18 protein-coding genes and 2 pseudogenes are annotated in these 18,442 nt (G+C 60.8%); 5 read left to right on the plus strand and 15 right to left on the minus strand.

Features of this window, described 5'->3' with window-relative positions:
- Positions 1-24: 24 nt before the first annotated feature.
- Complete coding sequence (locus F8N43_RS03130; RefSeq protein ID WP_150653196.1) at positions 25-918, minus strand: LysR family transcriptional regulator; 894 nt, start codon at positions 916-918, stop codon at positions 25-27.
- Positions 919-1,030: 112 nt separating this feature from the next.
- On the opposite strand from F8N43_RS03130, the gene F8N43_RS03135 reads away from it, so the two are divergent.
- A complete protein-coding gene (locus F8N43_RS03135) occupies positions 1,031-1,633 on the plus strand; it encodes an NADPH-dependent F420 reductase (RefSeq protein WP_150653197.1) in 603 nt (200 codons plus the stop codon).
- A gap of 149 nt (positions 1,634-1,782) precedes the next feature.
- Here F8N43_RS03135 and F8N43_RS03140 read toward each other — a convergent pair whose 3' ends face one another.
- From F8N43_RS03140 to F8N43_RS03150, 3 genes are read right to left on the minus strand one after another with little or no spacing between them, the layout of a single operon-like run.
- Positions 1,783-2,964 (minus strand): acetyl-CoA C-acetyltransferase, encoded by a 1,182-nt coding sequence (locus tag F8N43_RS03140; RefSeq protein WP_150631513.1) that lies wholly within the window; start codon positions 2,962-2,964, stop codon positions 1,783-1,785.
- An 11-nt stretch (positions 2,965-2,975) separates the two neighbouring features.
- On the minus strand, positions 2,976-3,641 hold the full coding sequence (locus F8N43_RS03145; protein ID WP_008026717.1) for a CoA transferase subunit B: 666 nt from the start codon (positions 3,639-3,641) through the stop codon (positions 2,976-2,978).
- A gap of 36 nt (positions 3,642-3,677) precedes the next feature.
- A complete protein-coding gene (locus F8N43_RS03150) occupies positions 3,678-4,376 on the minus strand; it encodes a CoA transferase subunit A (protein ID WP_008026716.1) in 699 nt (232 codons plus the stop codon).
- Positions 4,377-4,526: 150 nt separating this feature from the next.
- On the opposite strand from F8N43_RS03150, the gene F8N43_RS03155 reads away from it, so the two are divergent.
- On the plus strand, positions 4,527-5,426 hold the full coding sequence (locus tag F8N43_RS03155) for a LysR family transcriptional regulator (protein WP_150631514.1): 900 nt from the start codon (positions 4,527-4,529) through the stop codon (positions 5,424-5,426).
- A 30-nt stretch (positions 5,427-5,456) separates the two neighbouring features.
- Here the strand turns inward: F8N43_RS03155 and F8N43_RS03160 are convergent, their stop codons facing one another.
- Complete coding sequence (locus F8N43_RS03160; protein WP_150653198.1) at positions 5,457-5,696, minus strand: hypothetical protein; 240 nt, start codon at positions 5,694-5,696, stop codon at positions 5,457-5,459.
- 193 nt (positions 5,697-5,889) lie between these two features.
- Between F8N43_RS03160 and F8N43_RS03165 the strand changes: the two genes are divergently transcribed.
- Positions 5,890-6,159: a hypothetical protein gene (locus tag F8N43_RS03165; protein WP_150631516.1), complete on the plus strand. Its 270-nt coding sequence runs from the start codon at positions 5,890-5,892 to the stop codon at positions 6,157-6,159.
- Between the two features lie 54 nt (positions 6,160-6,213).
- Here F8N43_RS03165 and F8N43_RS03170 read toward each other — a convergent pair whose 3' ends face one another.
- From F8N43_RS03170 to F8N43_RS03200, 7 genes and pseudogenes are all read right to left on the minus strand, one after another.
- Complete coding sequence (locus F8N43_RS03170) at positions 6,214-7,929, minus strand: amidase (protein WP_150653199.1); 1,716 nt, start codon at positions 7,927-7,929, stop codon at positions 6,214-6,216.
- Between the two features lie 134 nt (positions 7,930-8,063).
- Positions 8,064-8,270: pseudogene (locus F8N43_RS29435) on the minus strand (G/U mismatch-specific DNA glycosylase); the annotation flags it as partial.
- 179 nt (positions 8,271-8,449) lie between these two features.
- The gene (locus F8N43_RS03180; protein WP_150653200.1) at positions 8,450-8,869 is read right to left on the minus strand and encodes an organic hydroperoxide resistance protein; all 420 of its coding nucleotides are present in this window, start codon (positions 8,867-8,869) and stop codon (positions 8,450-8,452) included.
- Positions 8,870-9,088: 219 nt separating this feature from the next.
- Positions 9,089-10,645 carry an amino acid permease gene (locus F8N43_RS03185; RefSeq protein ID WP_150653201.1) on the minus strand — a complete coding sequence of 519 codons (1,557 nt, stop codon included), beginning with the start codon at positions 10,643-10,645 and terminating at the stop codon, positions 9,089-9,091.
- A gap of 92 nt (positions 10,646-10,737) precedes the next feature.
- On the minus strand, positions 10,738-11,898 hold the full coding sequence (locus F8N43_RS03190; protein ID WP_150653202.1) for an iron-containing alcohol dehydrogenase: 1,161 nt from the start codon (positions 11,896-11,898) through the stop codon (positions 10,738-10,740).
- Between the two features lie 3 nt (positions 11,899-11,901).
- On the minus strand, positions 11,902-13,293 hold the full coding sequence (locus F8N43_RS03195; RefSeq protein WP_150653203.1) for an aldehyde dehydrogenase family protein: 1,392 nt from the start codon (positions 13,291-13,293) through the stop codon (positions 11,902-11,904).
- A 7-nt stretch (positions 13,294-13,300) separates the two neighbouring features.
- Positions 13,301-14,674, minus strand: coding sequence for a glutamine synthetase family protein (locus tag F8N43_RS03200; protein WP_150653204.1), 1,374 nt, complete (start codon positions 14,672-14,674; stop codon positions 13,301-13,303).
- A gap of 212 nt (positions 14,675-14,886) precedes the next feature.
- On the opposite strand from F8N43_RS03200, the gene F8N43_RS03205 reads away from it, so the two are divergent.
- On the plus strand, positions 14,887-15,276 hold the full coding sequence (locus F8N43_RS03205) for a c-type cytochrome (protein WP_412071001.1): 390 nt from the start codon (positions 14,887-14,889) through the stop codon (positions 15,274-15,276).
- A gap of 4 nt (positions 15,277-15,280) precedes the next feature.
- Here the strand turns inward: F8N43_RS03205 and F8N43_RS03210 are convergent, their stop codons facing one another.
- Together F8N43_RS03210 and F8N43_RS29440 are read right to left on the minus strand one after the other, a co-directional pair.
- Positions 15,281-15,844, minus strand: a complete 564-nt coding sequence (locus F8N43_RS03210) for a chorismate mutase (RefSeq protein ID WP_150631523.1) — start codon at positions 15,842-15,844, stop codon at positions 15,281-15,283.
- Positions 15,845-15,994: 150 nt separating this feature from the next.
- A pseudogene (locus F8N43_RS29440) lies at positions 15,995-16,066 on the minus strand (phage infection protein); the annotation flags it as partial.
- A 189-nt stretch (positions 16,067-16,255) separates the two neighbouring features.
- Between F8N43_RS29440 and F8N43_RS03215 the strand changes: the two are divergent.
- The gene (locus F8N43_RS03215) at positions 16,256-17,932 is read left to right on the plus strand and encodes an MFS transporter (protein WP_150639339.1); all 1,677 of its coding nucleotides are present in this window, start codon (positions 16,256-16,258) and stop codon (positions 17,930-17,932) included.
- A 134-nt stretch (positions 17,933-18,066) separates the two neighbouring features.
- On the opposite strand, the gene F8N43_RS03220 is transcribed toward F8N43_RS03215, so the two are convergent.
- Positions 18,067-18,351, minus strand: a complete 285-nt coding sequence (locus F8N43_RS03220) for a hypothetical protein (RefSeq protein WP_150653205.1) — start codon at positions 18,349-18,351, stop codon at positions 18,067-18,069.
- Positions 18,352-18,442 lie beyond the last annotated feature (91 nt).

Genomic DNA, 18,442 nt, shown 5'->3' on the forward strand with positions numbered 1-18,442 from the left:
GCCCGCGATGAACGATAACGCGGTCTAGCGCTGAAACGCCTCAACCACAAAATCAATGAACACCCGGGTCTTGGCCGGCATCAGCGTCCGGCTTGGGTAGTACAGGGAGATCGGCCCGGCATCGGCCTGCCAGTCCGGCAACAGACGCACCAGTTCACCGCGCTGGATGTGCGTGACGACATCGGGCAACACCAGCAGCGTCACACCCAGGCCCAGAATCGCGGCCTCACGCATGGCGGCCGGATCGTTGAGCACCATGTTCTCGTTCAGCACGGCGCTCTCTTCGTGGCCCGCTCGATCATGCATCACCCACTGACGAATCCGCCCGGTGCGAATGCCGCGCATCACAATGCCGGTGTGTCCGAGCAGGTCGGCCGGCGTGCGCGGCAGCGTACGTCCTGCCAGGTAGGTCGGCGAGGCCACCGCGACGATATCCGCCGCCGCTAACGTCCGCGAGATGACCCGCGGGGTCAATTCAAAGCCGCCGCCGATGGCAGCGTCATAGCCTTCGGCAATCAAGTCCACCTGGCGGTTTTCGAAGTGCCACTCCGGCCGGATCAACGGATAACGGGCCAGGAACTGCGGCAACAACGGCAACACATGACCGATGCCAAACGTCGGCGCCAAGCTGACCTTGAGCACACCCGCCGGCTCCCCGCGGTCACTGCTAACGGCACTGATCGCCTCTTGCAGCGCCTCCAGATTGCCGCCGATGCTCGCCAGAAAACCCTCACCGGCTTCAGTGAGCGACAGCTTGCGGGTCGAACGCTGAAACAACCGCACACCGATATTGCGTTCAAGCATCGCCACGTTGCGGCTGACCGCAGCGGGTGTCAGCGCCAGCAACCGTGCGGCGGCGGAAAAACTGCCTGTTTCAGCGCTGCGTACAAAAGATTCGAGGTTGGCGAGGGTTTCCACGGCTGGCACCTGCTATGAATACTTGAAAATCATTCAAGTCATTACCCGCTAATCAAGGGCTAATGGCAAGCGCAGTATTCACGCCAACGACAACCCCTTGGAGTGAATCACCATGAGTACTATCGGTATCATCGGCGCTGGCGCCATTGGCTCAGCGTTTGCCAGAGCCTTGTCCCGACAGGGCATCGAAGTCGTCATCGCCAACAGTCGCGGCCCGCAGACCCTGGCCGCCCTGGTAGCGGAACTCGGCCCGACGGCGCGTGCCGGCACCCGTGAAGAAGCGGCGGCCCAGCCAATCGTTCTGGTCGCGGTCAACTGGTCCAGGTTGCCGACAGCATTGGCCGGTTTACCGGATTTTGCCGGGCGCATCGTGATCGACGCCAACAACTCGATCGAGGCACCATCGTTCAAGGCTGTGGATTTGCAGGGTCGTACGTCCAGCGAAGTGTTCGCCGAATGGGTACCAGGGGCGCGGGTCGTCAAGGCGTTCAATCACTTGGCGGCGCGCTTGTTGGAGAGTGATCCGACGGCGGAGGGTGGTCAGCGGGTGCTGTTTGTGTCGGGCGATGATGCCGAGGCGAAAGCTCAGGTAGGCGCGTTGATTGAGCGATTGGGCTTCTTCGGGATCGACCTTGGGGAATTGAGCGTCGGCGCACGACTGGCGCAGTTTCCGGGTGGACCTTTGCCGGTACTGAACCTGGTGAAGTTCGGCTGAAAGCCGGGCACAAAACCGGTTTGTGGCGATGAACGCAAATCTGTAGGAGCCGTCTTGCTGGCTCCTACAGACATGCTCCCTCGCTAAAGCGGGGGGTGTTGCCAGACTGCGCGGATCTTCGTGGGTCCCCGCGCCGTCTGTTGAACGCTTTAAGCTCGTGCGATCGCCAGTGCCACGCCCTGACCACCACCGATGCACAGGGTGGCGAGGCCTTTTTTGGCGTCACGCTTGATCATTTCGTGCAGCAGAGTCACCAGCACACGGCAGCCCGACGCACCGATCGGGTGACCGAGGGCGATGGCGCCACCGTTGACGTTGACCTTGTCCAAGTCCCATTCCAGGTCCTTGGCCACCGCCAGGGATTGCGCGGCAAAGGCTTCGTTGGCTTCGATCAGGTCCAGTTGGTCGATGGACCAACCGGCCTTGCTCAGGCAACGGCGCGTGGCCGAGACCGGGCCGATGCCCATGATCGCCGGGTCGACGCCCGCGTTGGCGTAGGCAGCGATTGTAGCCAGTACCGGCAGGCCCAAAGCCTTGGCTTTTTCCGCGCTCATCAGGATCACGGCGGCGGCGCCGTCGTTCAGCGAAGAGGCGTTACCGGCGGTCACCGAACCGTCTTTCTTGAAAGCCGGTTTCAGTTTGCCCAACGATTCGGCGGTGGTGCCGGCGCGTGGCTGCTCGTCGGTGGCGAAGGACAGCGGGTCGCCCTTGCGCTGCGGAATCAGGATCGGAGTGATTTCATCGACAAAACGCCCGGCTTCGATGGCGGCCGTGGCTTTCTGTTGTGAGGCCGCCGCGAAGGCGTCTTGTTGCTCGCGGGTCAGGCTGTACTTCTCCGCCAGGTTCTCGGCGGTGATGCCCATGTGGTAATCGTTGAACGCATCCCACAGGCCGTCGCTGATCATGGTGTCGACGATTTGTGCGTGACCCATGCGCAGACCGGTGCGTGCACCGGGCATGACGTAGTTGGACAGGCTCATGTTTTCCTGGCCGCCGGCAATGATCACGTCGGCATCGCCGCAACGAATCGCCTGGGTCGCCAGGTGCAAGGCCTTGAGGCCCGAACCGCAGACCTTGTTCAGGGTCATGGCCGGCACGGTGAACGGCAAGCCAGCCTTGATCGCGGACTGACGCGCAGGGTTTTGCCCGGCGCCGGCGGTCAACACCTGGCCCATGATCACTTCATCGACTTCAGCCGGGTTCAGGCCGGTTTGCGCCAGCAACTGACGGATCACCGCAGCGCCGAGGTCTACGGCGGACACATTGGCCAACGAGCCCTGGAAGCTGCCGATGGCAGTACGGGTGGCGGCGACAATGACGACTTCTTGCATGGAATGATTCCTCACTGGGCAGCGAACTGCATTTCCGGCACGTGATCAGGCACGATCAGTTTGCCGGCGGTCTTGGCGACGATTTCTTCAACACTGACGCCGGGTGCACGTTCCTTGAGAATGAACGCGCCGTTTTCGATTTCAAGATAAGCCAGGTCCGTCAACACTCGCTTGATGCAACCGGCGCCGGTCAGCGGCAGGCTGCATTGGGACAGGAGTTTGGACTCACCGTCCTTGGATGCGTGGGTCATGATGACGATGATGTTGTCTGCGCCGGCCACCAGGTCCATGGCGCCGCCCATGCCTTTGACCAGCTTGCCGGGGATCATCCACGAGGCGATGTTGCCTTGCACGTCGACTTCAAAGGCGCCAAGGACGGTCAGGTCGACATGACCACCGCGAATCATCGCGAAGGACTCGGCCGAGGAAAAGATCGACGCGCCGGTACGCGCGGTCACGGTTTGTTTGCCGGCGTTGATCATGTCGGCATCGATGGTTTCTTCAGTAGGAAAAGGTCCCATGCCGAGCAGGCCGTTTTCCGACTGCAGCATGACTTCCATGCCTTCGGGAATGTAGTTGGCGACCAGGGTCGGAATGCCGATGCCCAGGTTTACGTAAAAGCCGTCCTGCATTTCGCGGGCGACGCGTTGAGCCATTTGTTCGCGAGAAAGTGCCATTGTTGTTATTCCTTCATTCGGTCCGGGGGCAGGGGATCACTTACGCACGGTGCGCTGTTCGATGCGCTTCTCGAACGTGCCGCAAATGACCCGGTCGACGTAGATGCCAGGGGTGTGGATCTGCGCCGGGTCCAGCTCGCCGGGTTCGACGATTTCTTCGACTTCGACCACGGTGATCTTGCCGGCGGTGGCCGCCAGCGGGTTGAAGTTCTGGGCGGTGTGGCGGTAGATGACGTTGCCGAAGTGGTCGGCTTTCCAGCCTTTGACGATGGCGAAGTCACCGGTGATGGATTCTTCCATCAGGTACTTGCGACCGTGAAATTCGCGCACTTCCTTGCCTTCGGCGACCGGGGTGCCAACGCCGGTGGCGGTGAAGAAGGCCGGGATGCCGGCGCCGCCCGCACGCATTTTTTCAGCGAGGGTGCCTTGCGGGGTCAGGACGACTTCGATTTCGCCTTTCAGCAGTTGGTCTTCGAACAGTTTGTTCTCGCCAACGTAGGAGGCCACTACTTTTTTGATCTGCCGGTCTTCCAGCAGCACGCCGAGGCCGAAACCGTCGACGCCGCAGTTGTTGGAAACCACGGTGAGGTCGCGGGTGCCTTTGCGTTTGATCTCGGCGATGAGGTTTTCCGGAATGCCGCACAGGCCGAAGCCGCCGGCGATCACGGTCATGCCGTCTTCAAGACCTGCCAGAGCTTCCTCGTAGGAACTCACGCGCTTGTCGAAACCTGCCATATGCACCTCTTTTATTCTTTGTGGGCGGCTGGCTAGCCGTATGGGATGAAGTGTCTCGCCGGGTAATTGATTTGTTAAGTTGATTTTTAAGGTTGATTGATAGATAAAACTCACCAATCAAGTGCTCGTACTACGTTGGAGACACCGGTCATGACAGTCAAGCAGATCCGCGCCTTTCTGGCCGTGGCCCAGAGTTTGAGCTTTGCCGTGGCCTGTGAACGGTTGCACCTGTCGCAATCGGCGCTGAGCCTGACCATCAAGGCCCTGGAAGAAGGCCTCGGCGGACGCCTGTTCACCCGCAATACACGAAACGTGGCGTTGACCGCCGAAGGTGAATCCCTTGTGCCGTTGGCCCGGCGCCTGATCGCGGACTGGGATAACACCGAAGACGAACTGCGCCAGCGTTTCACGCTGCAGCGCGGGCGCGTGACGCTCGCGGCGATGCCGTCGTTTGCCGGCAATCTGTTGCCGTCGATCTTGAAAACTTTTCGCGCGCGCTATCCCAAGGTCAACGTCACGGTGAATGACGTGATCAATGAGCAGGTGCTGGAAATGGTGCGGGATCGGCAGGTCGAGTTGGGCGTAGCGTTTGAACCGACACAAAGCTCATCGCTGCAATTCACGCCGTTGTACCGGGACCGGTTTGTGGCGGTGGTGCCGTTAGATTCGCCTTTTGCAGAACGCCAAGACATTGATTGGCAGACGTTGCTTGAAGAGCCTTTCATTACCTTGCAGCGACCGTCGACGGTCCGGGTGATGCTGGAAGAGCATTTGCAGGCGCGAGGGATGAAGTTGCCGGTGGAGTTTGAAAGCCATCAGTTGGCCACAGTCGGGAGAATGGTCGCCAGCGGCCTGGGGGTGAGCGCGGTGCCGGCGCTGTGTGTCGGGCAGATGCGCGAGTTGGGCGCGCGGTGTATGACCTTGCGCGACCCGGTGGTGGAGCGGGCGATCGGGGTGTTGACCAAACCTGGGGTGGAGTTGTCGGCGGCGGCGCAGGCGTTGTTCGATATTCTCAAGGAAGAAAATTTCGACCAACGCCTTGCCCTGTGAAACCGCAGAAGTCCGAGTGAGGTGCCGTGGCTAGTTGCCGTCGGCGACCTTGCGTTCTATCGCGTCTGTTTTTTGCTTGAGCGTTTCGGCGTCCTGCTCTTTGGTCCGGGTAGAGGACGGCGTAAGGGTTTCATCGACCGTTTCGGCTTCACGGTCTCTGTCCTGTAAATCCCGTTCGACCACATTCACCGGTTTGCCCGACGAATCAGTCGGCGGAGCGTTTGACGGTGCCTGCGAGTCGAGTGCGTTATCACGGTCATCATTGTTCATGTCGTGTACCTCTGTTGGCCTACACATTGGATGCGACGGGTACCGGCGAGTTCGAGATTTTTCGCCCGCAAACGCTCAATGGTCAGGTCCGGTCTACTGACGCTGAGCCGCCGCCCGTTGCCTTCGGTCGGGCGTGCTGAACCGGCGTTGTTTACCGCGGCCCCACTCAGAAATGACTTCGGATGACGCCGCCATGAATTCATTCAGAAACCTGCTGACGACGGCCCAGGCGCGCAAACTGTGCGCCCTGGATGCCTGGCACCGTACGTTCGAAAACAGCTCGCTGCGCCGGGAGTGTCCGGATGCTTATCATGAGGAACTGCTGCGACAGGCTGATGAGATGGATCGCCAGGGGATCATTGATTGGCAGGAGTGGCGGGCGTTGCGCAAGCAGGGCGACGAGGCTTACTTGCGTGCGGTCGCCGGGGAGGATTACCACGGGTCGGTGGCGCCTGCGACTTGATGAGCAGAGCGGGATTGGAGCGTAAGCCCCAATCCCGTCCGTTCTACTTTTTAGCTACTTTTTAGCAGCCGACAACGCTGGGGTTCGAGGCGGGATCATGCGCTTGCTCCCCGTCGACTCAAACGCCGACGCGAAGCGCAGCAGCGTCGAGTCGTCGTAGGCGCGGCCGGCAAACGTCAGCCCGACGGGCATGCCGATGTCCGGCATCACGCCCATCGGCACAGTGACGGTAGGCACCCCCAAATGCCGGATGGCGAGGTTGCCGTTGGCCACCCAGATGCCGTTGCTCCAGGCGATGTCCGCGGCGGCCGGGTCGACATCGGCGTTCGCCGGCGCAACGTCGGCCACTGTCGGGAACAGCACCGCGTCGAGCCCGAGCCGATCCATCCAGTCTTCGAGGTCGATTCGACGGGTTTTTTCCAGCCCGCGCAAGCCATCAGGCAGTGTGGTGATCTGGTCCCACGGCGTGATGCCGCGCTCGGCCATCCGCACGTATTCGTCCATGCCCGCGACCAGGTCGCCTTCGCGGTTGGGCAGGGTTCCAGGGTCGTGGGGGAATATCAGCGGCCCATCGACATCGACCAGACGGTTCAATGTCGGGTCGCCGTTGGCCTGCAGGAAATCATCGAATGCCCAGGCCGTCAGGTCCCACAACTCATGATGCAGGAACTCTTTCGACACCAGGCCCCGGGTAAACACCGTCGGCGCACCCGGACGATCACCTTCGCAATTTGTGACCAGCGGGAAGTCGACTTCAATCACTTCGGCACCCGCTGCTTCAAGTGCCTTGCGGGCTTCTTCCCAGAGGCCGATCACCGATGGACGCGTGTGGATGCGCTGCCCCGTCGGCCCACCGATTCCCGGTGCGTCGCTCGTGCCTGCGTCGGGATCGGCGTTGATGTACATGCGCGGCACGCCGAGGCGTTTTCCGGCGAGTGCATCGGCGTTCGCGGCAAGTTCGGCGTAGGAGGCAGGGCGCACCGAGGCGACGCTCGGGATCGGCACCCAGGGTTGCAGACGCCACAGATCGCCACGGGTGTCGGGATCTTCCGCCACCACCACGTCAAGCACTTCGAGCAGGTCGGCCATGGTTCTGGCGAAGGGCACGACGACATCCATGGTCGGCGTCAGCGGCCAGTTGCCGCGCACCGAAATCACCCCGCGCGACGGCGTGTACGCGCACAAGCCGTTGTTCGAGGCCGGCCCGCGACCGCTCGACCAGGTTTCTTCCGCGAGGCCGAAGGCCGCGAAACTGGCGGCGGTCGCCGTCCCGGCGCCGTTCGACGAACCCGAGGCGAAAGGGGCGGTGAGGTAGTCAGCGTTGTACGGGCTTTCGGCACGGCCATAGACCCCGCGCTGCATGCCGCCGTTTGCCATCGGCGGCATGTTGGTTTTGCCCAGGCAGATCGCACCCGTGGCGCGAAGCCGTTCGATGGTGAACGCATCGCGATAGGCGATCAGGTGAGCGAACGCGGGACTGCCAGAGGCGGCGGTCAGCCCTTTGACCAGATAACTGTCTTTCGCGGTGTAGGGAATGCCATCGAGCGGCCCCAGCGTTTCACCTTTGGCTCGACGGGCATCGGACGCCCGCGCTTCATTCAGTGCCTCGGGATTGCGCACCACCACTGCGTTGAGCGCGGTGGAGGTGTCTGATCCGTCGTAGGCATCGATCCGGGCCAGGTAAGCCTGGACCAGTTCGACCGCGGTGGTCTGGCCGGATTCGAGCGCCGCGCGCAGTTCGGCAATGGACACTTCAGTGACTTCGATCATGCGCTTACCACCGGCTGCTGAGGGGTGACGGAGTGAATGTTTCCATCACACCGGGGCGTTGGCTCAGGGGCATCACTTTTCTCAAAAGGGGTTCTCATATCCGTTCTCGTTGCACTGCATTACGCGACAGCCTGCTATTTAACACCAAGTTGGGCCAGATAGAGTTGTCGATACGCGCCAACCAGTTGATCCAGGGTGAAAGCGCGATTGCGGCCACTCGGGTTGGGCAGAACCCAGACCGAGGCGTTAGCGAATGTCGGCGACTGAAGCCCCCAGGCAACGTCGCGTTGGCCGGATAGCGCGCAATGAGCGGCTTTGCCGAGAAAAGCCACATATATTGGTTGACTGGACAAACACTGTTGACGGATTTCACATGAATCCTGAACCCACAATCCCGGACACCCCACGATCAGTAGGCGCCGGCTTGCTGGCGATGGCATCGGTAAAACCGCCATCGCCGGCAAGCCGGGCTCCTACAGATTTTGGATGAGCCCACAATCCTGGGCAGATGTCGCTCCGGTTAAACCAGGTTGATCACGACGTCGATGTTGTCACGGGTTGCTTTCGAGTACGGGCAGGTCTGGTGCGCGGCATCCACCACTGACCGTGCGACAGCAGGGTCCAGGCCGGGAAGGCTGACGTTGAGGCGCGCCTGCAGGAAAAAGGCGTTTTCGGTCTTGCCCAGGTCCACTTCGGTATCGACCGACACGTCAGTCGGCAAGGTCACTTTCAACGCGATGGCTGCCTTGCCCATGGCGCCGATGAAGCAGGCCGACCAGCCAGCAGCCAGCAGTTGTTCGGGGTTGGTGCCACTGCCGGAAGAGCCGGGGGCTGAAAGCTTGATGTCCAGACGGCCGTCGTCACTTCGCGACTCGCCATTACGGCCCCCGGTTGTGTGGGTCTTGCCGGTGTAAAGCACGGTGTCGATTTGATTGATCATGGCGGTTCCTGCTGAGAGGGGTGGGCTCTTCTACGTCGGTGTCATCGGAGCGTGTCTTAGCGTCCGATGTGGCCCACTTTTTCACTTCCATGTAGCGCGGATGTGTCCTGATCCGGCGCTTGTGTAACGCGGTGTAAGATCACCGCGCAAAAATACACGCCGATACAAATCGAGCACCAGAAACCTCCTGGAGCGAGCTTGTTCCCACAGGAAAAGGCTTCACCCCTGTTTGTTCAACGCCGCCTCAGTCGCAGCGATTTCCGCCTGGCGCCTGATGATCAAGTCACCCGTTGGCGGCCCCTGAAAACGCCGCGCTTCGAAACCGAACCAGACGATGGCCGTCAGCACCAGGAAGCCGATGGTGATGTACAGCGCCCAATCATTCGGTGGCTGGATGCCGATGACGAAGATCACCACCATCGAGAGCACCGAGAGCACAGCGAATAAGGAGAACAACCCGCGCCCCATGTTCCACGGCCCCATGGTCGGCCACTTCGCAGTTCCATAAGTGAACAGGCCCAGCACGATGGGAATGATGAAAGAGAAGAACAGGAAAATCACCGTGCACGAGACCACGATGGTGTAGACCGGCGTTGCCCCGATCGAGATGACCGACGAGCCCCAGTCGAACAACACGGCCAAGGTCGCGCCGGTCCAGATGGCGGCCACCGGGCTGCGATATTTCGCCGAGACCGAGGCCAGCGCTTTCGAGCAGGGCAGGCCGCCGTCACGGGAAAACGCGAAGATCATGCGCGACACGGAGGTGACGGTCGCCAGGCCGCAGAGAAACTGCGAGATGAAAATCGCCACGTATAACGCCAGTTTCAGGATGGGGTTCACCTGGGCATTCATGGCCCAGAAGAACACGTTCCAGCCTTGTTTCGCCGCTTCGTCCATGCTCGGCAGCATTAGCACGAACGAACTCAGCATCACCCAACCGAACAGCAACGACCAGATCACCGACATGACCATGCCGCGCGGCACCGACATGGCCGCATTGCGGGTTTCTTCGGAGGTGTGCGCCGAAGCGTCATAACCGGTGATGGTGTAGATCGGCAACAGCAGGCCGAGCATGAACACCCAACTGTTCGACACCTGTGGCCAGACACTGCCGCCGGCTTCACCGGAATAGTTGCCGAAAGTCCACAGCCGGGCGAACTCATAACTCGGGGCCGAGATCAGGCAGACAACCGTCAGCGCGAGCGCCGTGGCGAAAATCAGGTAGCCCGAGAAGTCGGTGAGTTTCGCGGTCAGACCGATGCCCAGATGGTTACACAAGGCCTGGATGCCGGTCAGGATCGCCAGGAAAATCACCCTCACCGTGGTGGTGTCTTCCATGCCCAGCGCCGGTCCGAAGGCACCGAAAAAGAAGTAATAGGTGCCGACATTGATCGCGCCGAGCACCGTGACCAGTCCCAGCAGATTGAACCAGGCCGTCAGCCAGCCGGTGAAGCGGTTACCGAGAATCGAACCCCAGTGATAGAGACCGCCAGCGGTGGGGTAGGCCGAGGCAATCTGCGCCATGGCCAGGGCGAACACCCCGGAGATCAGGCAGCCGATGGGCCAGCCGATGCCGATCGCCGCACCCCCAGCGCCCGAGGTGCCCTGGGCCAGTGAATTGATACCGCCGGAGAGGATGCAGATGATCGAAAAGGAAATCGCGAAGTTGGAGAAAACCCCCATTCGTCGCGACAATTGCTGGGCATAGCCCATGCTGTGCAGCACCTTGACGTCATCGTCGTGCGCGTCGGTGCCGGGCTGGCTTGCTGGGTTCATGCTGTGTACCCCATCAGGTTTTGATTCAATCCATTGGCGTTTGCGCAATGGGCTGGTCTTCAACACCTTGTCGTACTGCTCCTTTTACCCATCTAAACGCGGCCGTGATAAGCCGCGTCGAAAATGCTCGCCACCCCAATCCTGGTCAATGGCAGGGGATTGCCGCTGGCCGAGGGATCGACAATCGCCATGTCCGCAATCAGGTCGGCCTGCTGGTCATCCACGCCCAACTCAACCAGCGTATGCGGCACGCCGATGTCTATGCGCAGCTTGAGAACGAAGGCCAGAAAACTGTCGAAGCCGGGGGAGGGCAGCCGCAGATAAGCCGCGAGACGAATGATGCGTTCCTCGATGGCCGGGCGATTGAACTGCAACACATACGGCATGAACGTGGCGTTGGTCATGCCGTGATGGGTGTCGTACAGCGCGCCCACCGGATGCGAGAGTGCGTGCATGCCGCCCAGGCCTTTCTGAAATGCAGTGGCACCCATCGCTGCGGCGGCGAGCATTTGTGCGCGCGCTTCGAGGTCCGAAGGGGTGTGCACGGCGCGCACCAGGGCATTGGCCACCAGGCGCATGCCTTCCACTGCAATGCCGTCGGCCAGCGGGTGAAAACCGGGGGCGCAATACGCCTCCAGACAATGGGCAAACGCATCCATGCCGGTGCCGGCAGTCACTTTTGCTGGCATACCGACGGTAAGTACCGGGTCGCTGATGACCACCCGCGGCATCATTTTCGGGTGGAAGATGATGCGTTTGGTGTGCGTGCGTTCATCGATGATCACCGCCGCGCGGCCGACCTCGGAACCGGTTCCCGCCGTGGTCGGCACCGCAATGACCGGGGCGATGCGGCTGTCGTCGGCGCGGGTCCAGTAGTCGCCGATGTCTTCGAAATCCCAAACGGGTCGGGTCTGCCCGCTCATGAACGCGATGAGTTTGCCCATGTCCAGGCCGCTGCCACCGCCGAAGGCAACCACGCCATCGTGCTGGCCGGCGCGCCAGGCTTCGAGCCCACCGGCCAGGTTGGCTTCGACCGGATTGGGCTTGAGGTCACAGAACAGCGCGACGCCAAGGCCCGCGGCGCGCAAGGCATCTATCGCCGCCGTGGTGATCGGCGCGCGCCCCAGGCCGCTGTCGGTGACCAGCAACGGGCGCTGGATGCCCTGACTGCGGCAGACCTCGGCCAGCTCGGCAATACGCCCGACACCGAAGCGAATGCTGGTGGGGTAGTTCCAGTTTCCAGTCAGTTTCATGGCCTACACCTCGTGGCGCAGATGAAAGGATTTGGCGCGGGTCAGGTGCTCGTAACCCAGGCGCGACAGCGTGACGCCGCGTCCGCTGTGCTTGACCCCGGTCCAGGCCAGCGCCGGGTCGAGGTAATCGCAGCGGTTCATGAATACGGTGCCCGTGGCGATCTCGTTGCCGAGACGTTCGGCGGCGGCGAGATCTTGGGTCCACAGGGAGGCGCTGAGTCCGAACTCACTGTCGTTCATCAAGGCGATGGCTTCGTCGTCGCCAGTCACGGGCATGATGCCGACCACCGGGCCAAAGCTTTCGTCGCGCATCACTGACATGCGATGGTTCACATCCACCAGCACTTGAGGCGCCAGGTAAGCGCTGCCCGGTGCATCGGCGGGAAAAGTTTTCGGATCGATCAACGCTCTGGCGCCCTCGGCCAGCGCGTCGGCAATCTGTCCGCGAACAAAATCAGCGGCGGCCGGCGAGACCATCGGACCCAGCGTGGTGGCTTCGTCCAGCGGGTTGCCCAACACGTACTGGCGAGTCAAATCGGCGAAGCGCTCGACGAAGGCAGGATAGATTTTCTCGTCCACATAGATGCGCTCGACCGCGCAGCAGCTTTGCCCTGAGTTGAAGAAGCTGCCGTCCACCAGGTTTTCCACGGCGTGTTCGAGGTTGGCGTCGGCGCGAACGTAGGCCGGGTCTTTGCCGCCGAGCTCCAGGCCCATGCCGATGAAATCTGTGCTGGCTGCTTGTTGGACTTGCAGGCCAGCGTCCACCGAGCCAGTGAAGTTCACCTGTTGTATGTCTCCGGTGACGATGGCTACTGCGGTACTGGCATGACTGAGCAGCAGGTTCTGGAACAACCCTTCAGGCAGATTGGCTCGGCGAAAAGCTTCAGCGAAACGCTCGCCGACCAGCAGGGTTTGCGATGCATGCTTGAGGATGACGCTGTTGCCCGCCATCAACGCGGGAATAATCGTGTTGACGGCGGTCAGATAGGGGTAATTCCACGGGGCGATCACGAGCACCGTACCGAGCGGCTCGCGAGTGATGTAACGCCGAAAACCCGCGACCGGTGCGGGCTCAACGGCTGCAAGCGCTTCAGGCGCAATAGCGATCATGTGCCGGGCTCGCTCTTCGAAACCGCGCAGTTCGCCAGCGCCAAAACGCACCGGTCGACCCATTTGCCAGGCCAGCTCCGGCACGATTTCATCTTTCATGGCGAGCATCGCGTCCACAGCGGCACTGCAAAAAGTTGCGCGCTCGCTCAGTGGTCGGCGCTTCCATTGCGCCTGGGCAGTTGCAGCCGCCTCAAGCGCCTGAAGGAGCCGGACCGTATCTGTTTGTTGGCGCTCGACGTACACCCGGCCATCGACCGGAGAAATAAGCTGAATTTTCGCAGTCATGGTGTGCTCAATAGCGCTCGAAGCCGCGCTGCAGTTCCCAGTCGGTGATTCGCCGGTCGTACTCTTTCTGCTCCCACTCGGCGGTGTGCACGTAGTGATCGACCACTTCGTCGCCGAACGCCTCGCGCAACATGCTCGATCCCTTCAAGGCGGAGCAGGCATCGCGCAGGGTTTTCGAGACTTCCGGCAGTTGCTCGTCGAGGTAGGCGTCGCCCTCGAACGGCGCCGCGAGCTCGAGCTTCTCGTCGACACCGGCCAGGCCCGCCGCGATCAGCGCGGCGAAGGCCAGATAAGGGTTGAGGTCGGCGCCGCCGATGCGGCATTCGATGCGGATGGATTTACTGCCTTCGGCGCACAAACGAAAGCCGGCGGTACGATTGTCCCGGCTCCACACTGCCCGCGTCGGTGCGAAGGTGCCGGCCTGGAAGCGCTTGTATGAATTGATGTAGGGCGCAAGAAAACAGGTGATGTCGTTGGCGTACTTGAGCTGCCCGGCGACCCAGGCGCGCATCAGTTTCGACATGCCGAACTCGGCTTTCGCGTCGAAGAACAGTGGTTTTTTGGCGTTTTTGTCCCACAGCGAATTATGGATATGGCTGCTGGAACCGGCGGTGTCATAGCGCCACTTGGCCATGAACGTGATCGCCTTGCCTTGCAACTGCGCGATCTCTTTGCAGGCGTGTTTGATGATGACGTGATGGTCGGCCATGGTCATGGCATCGGCATAACGAATGTTGATTTCTTCCTGGCCGGGGCCCCATTCACCCTTGGAGTTTTCCACGGGAATGCCGGACGCTTGCAGATGCTTGCGAATCGCCCGCAGCACTGGCTCCTCGCGGGTGGTCTGCAGGATGTTGTAATCCTCGATGTAATGGCCGGCGGTTTTCGGTTTTTGATAATTGCGCTTGTGGATCGCCTCGTAGCTCTCATCAAACAGATAGAACTCGAGTTCCGAGGCGAACATGCCGGTGTAGCCGCGTTCGCGCAGGCGCTCGACCTGCCTTTTCAGAATCGCCCGCGGGCTGTGCGGCAAATCCTTTCGATGGTGATGATCGAGCACATCGCAGAGCACCAGTGCCGTGCATTCCAGCCAGGGCACGCGGCGCAGCGTGGACATGTCAGGCTTGAGGACGAAGTCGCCATAGCCTTTGCTCCAACTGGCCGCGGCGTAACCTGGCACCGGTTCCATGTCGATGTCGTCGGCCAGCAGGTAATTGCAGCAGTGGGTTTCTTCGTGGCCACTGTCGATGAAAAACTCGACCTGAAACCGCTTGCCGACCAGGCGTCCCTGCATGTCGACCATGCAGACCAATACGGTATCGATTTCACCAGCGGCGGCAGCGCGCTTGAGCGCGTCAAAACTGAGGAGGGGCTCGGTCATCACGTCAATCCTGCGTGAAAGGGTTGGGCCTGTCTGAGATAGCTGTTGCAGACGCTCTCCAGAACAACCAAAAACCCTGCAGAATCGAGCATCGTGAGCAATGAGCTGATCCAAGCTTAGCCTACTGTTGGATGGCGCAAGTTTTGGTGATCAAAACCGGTCCTTTCAGTTAGTCTGCGTTCGCGTCATCACCCACTGATCCGGAACCGAACATGATGAAAACCGTAGCCCTTGCAGTCGCCGTGGTGTTCAACGCAGTGTTCTTCTGCGCGCCCGCCGTTGCGGCTGGCGATGTTGACGCCGGGGCGAAACTGTTCACGCGGATCTGCGGTGGCTGTCATCAAGTCGGGGAATCGGCGCGGGGTGGCTTCGGCCCGCAACTCAACGGCATTTTCGGCCGCCCTTCGGGTAGCGTGGCGGACTATCAATACTCCGACGCGATGAAATCCGCCGGTATTGTCTGGACCCGCGAGACGCTGACGGCTTACCTCGAAGCGCCGAAGAAAGTGGTGCCCGGCACCCGGATGATTTTCTGGGGGCTCAGCGATCCGGAGAAGATCGAGGATGTGTTGGCGTACTTGCAGACGTTTCAGCCTCGGTAGCCCATCACTCCGTTATGCACAAATCCCCGGTGGCACGAATCAGTGCCTGACCATGCAACTGATCCTTGATCAGCGCGGACCGCGCTTTGGCCAGCCACTGAGCGCAGTTCGGGTCTTTGCGATAGGGCGCGAAATCGGCGTAGTGCTGCAACAGGCGATTTTGCAACTCATCCAGCCGTGGCCGGATCTGTTTGGCGAGGTCTGGCCGTGGCGTGTCAGGCGCCTTGCCCGCCGCTTGCCATTGAGCGAGCAGTCCATATTGCACCAGCTTGTTGGCCTCAACCTGCGCGGCGATCAACTCGGCGATTTCGTCCGGGTTCAATTTTCGATCCACGGCCATCTTCCTGGCGTTGGCAATGACTTGCGCTTCCCGCGCACTGTCGAGGATCGGTTTGCCGCTGTCCCATTTGGTCAGCGCAACCAGATCACCCATGCTCAGGCGTTCGTTCATCGCCATCAGCAGCGGTTGCAAACTGGCAGGCGCCGGGGAGGGCATGCCGGCTTGCGCGCCGCAAGCGAGCAAACCGGACAGGGCGCAGGTCAGCAGCAGACGTGGGGAGCAAAACATGGGCAAACCTCATTGGATACGGACTCGCAATCAGGTGTTATGTATCACAGGTGTGCCAGTGGCATTAAGGGGCGCTGATTTATTTGTGCACGAAAAAGCCCGGTGGGTGAGCTCGGGCTTTTTGTCGAGTGCCGCGGTAGGGCTATTCATTCATGCGGCGCGGCTTTCGATCAGGCGGTCGGAACCGCCTTCGGCGACGCGATTCTCGATCAGACGATCCGAAACATCATGGCGAGTGGATATCTGCGCGAAGGTGATTATGCTTCAGGGATCCTTGCAGTGATGTGAGGCGGTCAGCCTGTTGCCAGGCTTTGCGCAATCCGTAGTCCGATGACTTCAGCCCCAGGGCCTGGGTGCGACGATGGTAGTGAGGTGCTCCGGCCTAAAACAAGAGCAAGACGGAGAAGACTGATGGCCGTAATCGATAACACCACCACGGGCAACGCGCCCAACCACGGAATCACCAGGGAGGAGCGCAAGGTCATCTTCGCTTCGTCCTTGGGCACCGTGTTCGAATGGTACGACTTCTACCTTTATGGCTCCCTCGCCGCGATCATCGCCAAGCATTTTTTTGCCGGCGTCAACGAGACAACCGCCTTCATCTTCGCGCTGCTCGCGTTCGCGGCGGGGTTTGCCGTGCGGCCTTTCGGCGCGATTGTGTTCGGCCGACTGGGCGACATGATCGGGCGCAAGCACACCTTCCTGATCACCATTGTCATCATGGGTATCTCCACCGCCATCGTCGGTTTTCTGCCCGGCTACGCGACCATCGGTGTGGCGGCGCCGATCATTCTGATCACACTGCGCCTATTGCAAGGCCTGGCGCTGGGCGGTGAGTACGGCGGGGCAGCGACCTACGTGGCGGAGCACGCACCGAAGGGCCGGCGTGGTTATTTCACCTCGTGGATTCAAACCACCGCGACCCTCGGTCTGTTCATGTCGCTGCTGGTGATCCTTGCCTGCCGCACGATTCTTGGTACTGAAGCCTTCGAGGCCTGGGGCTGGCGGATTCCGTTTCTGCTGTCGATCCTGTTGCTGATCGTCTCGGTGTACATCCGCCTGCAACTCAGCGAGTCGCCGGTGTTCCTGAAAATGAAGGCCGAAGGCAAGGCGTCCAAAGCCCCGCTGACCGAATCCTTCGCCCGTTGGGACAACCTGAAAATCGTGATCATGGCGCTGCTGGGTGGCACTGCCGGCCAAGCTGTTGTCTGGTACACCGGGCAGTTCTACGCGCTGTTCTTCCTCCTGCAAATGCTCAAGATCGATCCGCAGACTGCCAACCTGCTGATCGCCGGCTCGCTGCTGATCGGCACGCCGTTTTTCGTGATATTCGGCAGCCTGTCCGACCGCATCGGCCGCAAGGGCATCATCATGGCCGGTTGTATTCTGGCGGCGGTGACCTACTTCCCGATCTTCCATGCATTGACCCAGTACGGTAACCCCGACGTGTTCACGGCCCAGGCGAAAAATCCGGTCACGGTGGTGGCTGATCCTGACCAGTGCTCGTTCCAGTTCGACCCGGTGGGCAAAGCCAAATTTACCAGTTCCTGCGACCTCGCCAAGACGGTGCTGGCGAAACGGGCAATCCCCTACAAGAACGAGAAAGCCGAACCTGGTACCGTCGCGCAAGTGCGCATCGGCGACAAGGTGATCTCGAGCTTCGAGGGCACCGGCATGCCGGCCGCCGACTTCAAGACCCGCAACGACGCCTTCACCGCCACCCTTGGCACCGCGCTCAAGGACGCCGGCTACCCTGAGAAGGCTGACCCGGCCAAGACCAATTACCCGATGGTGCTGCTGCTTCTGACCATCCTGGTGATCTACGTGACCATGGTCTACGGCCCCATCGCCGCCTGGCTGGTGGAACTGTTCCCGGCGCGTATCCGCTACACCTCGATGTCGCTGCCGTACCACATCGGCAACGGCTGGTTCGGCGGCTTCCTGCCGACCGTGGCATTTGCCATGGTCGCGGCCACGGGGGATATCTACTACGGGCTGTGGTATCCGATCGTCATCGCGGTAATGACGGCCATACTCGGTACGTTCTTCCTGCCGGAAACCAAGGATCGGGAAATTCATCACACATAAGCCAGGTGGTTGCCCTCTTTGGCGGGGTAGAGGGCAACCTTTAAATAGCTCGACTGACTCATTTACGTGACGCAGAAAAAAGCCCGGCTGATCAGGCCGGGCTTCTCGTTGAGTACCGCGATAAAGCTATTCATTCATACCGCGCGGCTTTCGATCAAACGGTCGGAACCACCTTCGGCAACGCGGTTTTCGATCAGACGGTCGGAACCACCTTCGGCAACGCGGTTTTCGATCAGACGGTCGGAACCACCTTCGGCAACGCGGTTCTCGATCAGACGATCCGAGCCACCCTCAGCCACACGACTTTCAATCAGACGATCCGAGCCGCCTTCAGCGACAACCGGGTGAGCAGAAGAAGCGGCAAAAGCGTTAACTGCAAAAACCGAGAAAGCGATGCTGAGCAAGAGTTGGCGTTTCATGAGGGTGTGCTCCGGGGTGTCGTTGTTGGGTATGGAGGCGATGTTACGCCCCGGAGTTTTTAAGAGAACTTCATTGAATTGATGGTGACTA

The organism is Pseudomonas fluorescens (genome assembly GCF_902498065.1).
Classification (GTDB): domain Bacteria; phylum Pseudomonadota; class Gammaproteobacteria; order Pseudomonadales; family Pseudomonadaceae; genus Aquipseudomonas; species Aquipseudomonas fluorescens_BJ.

Coding starts and splice junctions, on each gene's coding strand:
- F8N43_RS03155 (WP_150631514.1), top strand. CDS start 4,527: ATGACAGTCAAGCAGATCCGCGCCTTTCTGGCCGTGGCCCAGAGTTTG.
- F8N43_RS03170 (WP_150653199.1), bottom strand. CDS start 7,929: ATGATCGAAGTCACTGAAGTGTCCATTGCCGAACTGCGCGCGGCGCTC.
- F8N43_RS03140 (WP_150631513.1), bottom strand. CDS start 2,964: ATGCAAGAAGTCGTCATTGTCGCCGCCACCCGTACTGCCATCGGCAGC.
- F8N43_RS03195 (WP_150653203.1), bottom strand. CDS start 13,293: ATGACTGCGAAAATTCAGCTTATTTCTCCGGTCGATGGCCGGGTGTAC.
- F8N43_RS03200 (WP_150653204.1), bottom strand. CDS start 14,674: ATGACCGAGCCCCTCCTCAGTTTTGACGCGCTCAAGCGCGCTGCCGCC.
- F8N43_RS03220 (WP_150653205.1), bottom strand. CDS start 18,351: ATGAAACGCCAACTCTTGCTCAGCATCGCTTTCTCGGTTTTTGCAGTT.
- F8N43_RS03215 (WP_150639339.1), top strand. CDS start 16,256: ATGGCCGTAATCGATAACACCACCACGGGCAACGCGCCCAACCACGGA.
- F8N43_RS03210 (WP_150631523.1), bottom strand. CDS start 15,844: ATGTTTTGCTCCCCACGTCTGCTGCTGACCTGCGCCCTGTCCGGTTTG.
- F8N43_RS03160 (WP_150653198.1), bottom strand. CDS start 5,696: ATGAACAATGATGACCGTGATAACGCACTCGACTCGCAGGCACCGTCA.
- F8N43_RS03205 (WP_412071001.1), top strand. CDS start 14,887: ATGATGAAAACCGTAGCCCTTGCAGTCGCCGTGGTGTTCAACGCAGTG.
- F8N43_RS03145 (WP_008026717.1), bottom strand. CDS start 3,641: ATGGCACTTTCTCGCGAACAAATGGCTCAACGCGTCGCCCGCGAAATG.
- F8N43_RS03190 (WP_150653202.1), bottom strand. CDS start 11,898: ATGAAACTGACTGGAAACTGGAACTACCCCACCAGCATTCGCTTCGGT.
- F8N43_RS03180 (WP_150653200.1), bottom strand. CDS start 8,869: ATGATCAATCAAATCGACACCGTGCTTTACACCGGCAAGACCCACACA.
- F8N43_RS03185 (WP_150653201.1), bottom strand. CDS start 10,645: ATGAACCCAGCAAGCCAGCCCGGCACCGACGCGCACGACGATGACGTC.
- F8N43_RS03150 (WP_008026716.1), bottom strand. CDS start 4,376: ATGGCAGGTTTCGACAAGCGCGTGAGTTCCTACGAGGAAGCTCTGGCA.
- F8N43_RS03135 (WP_150653197.1), top strand. CDS start 1,031: ATGAGTACTATCGGTATCATCGGCGCTGGCGCCATTGGCTCAGCGTTT.
- F8N43_RS03165 (WP_150631516.1), top strand. CDS start 5,890: ATGAATTCATTCAGAAACCTGCTGACGACGGCCCAGGCGCGCAAACTG.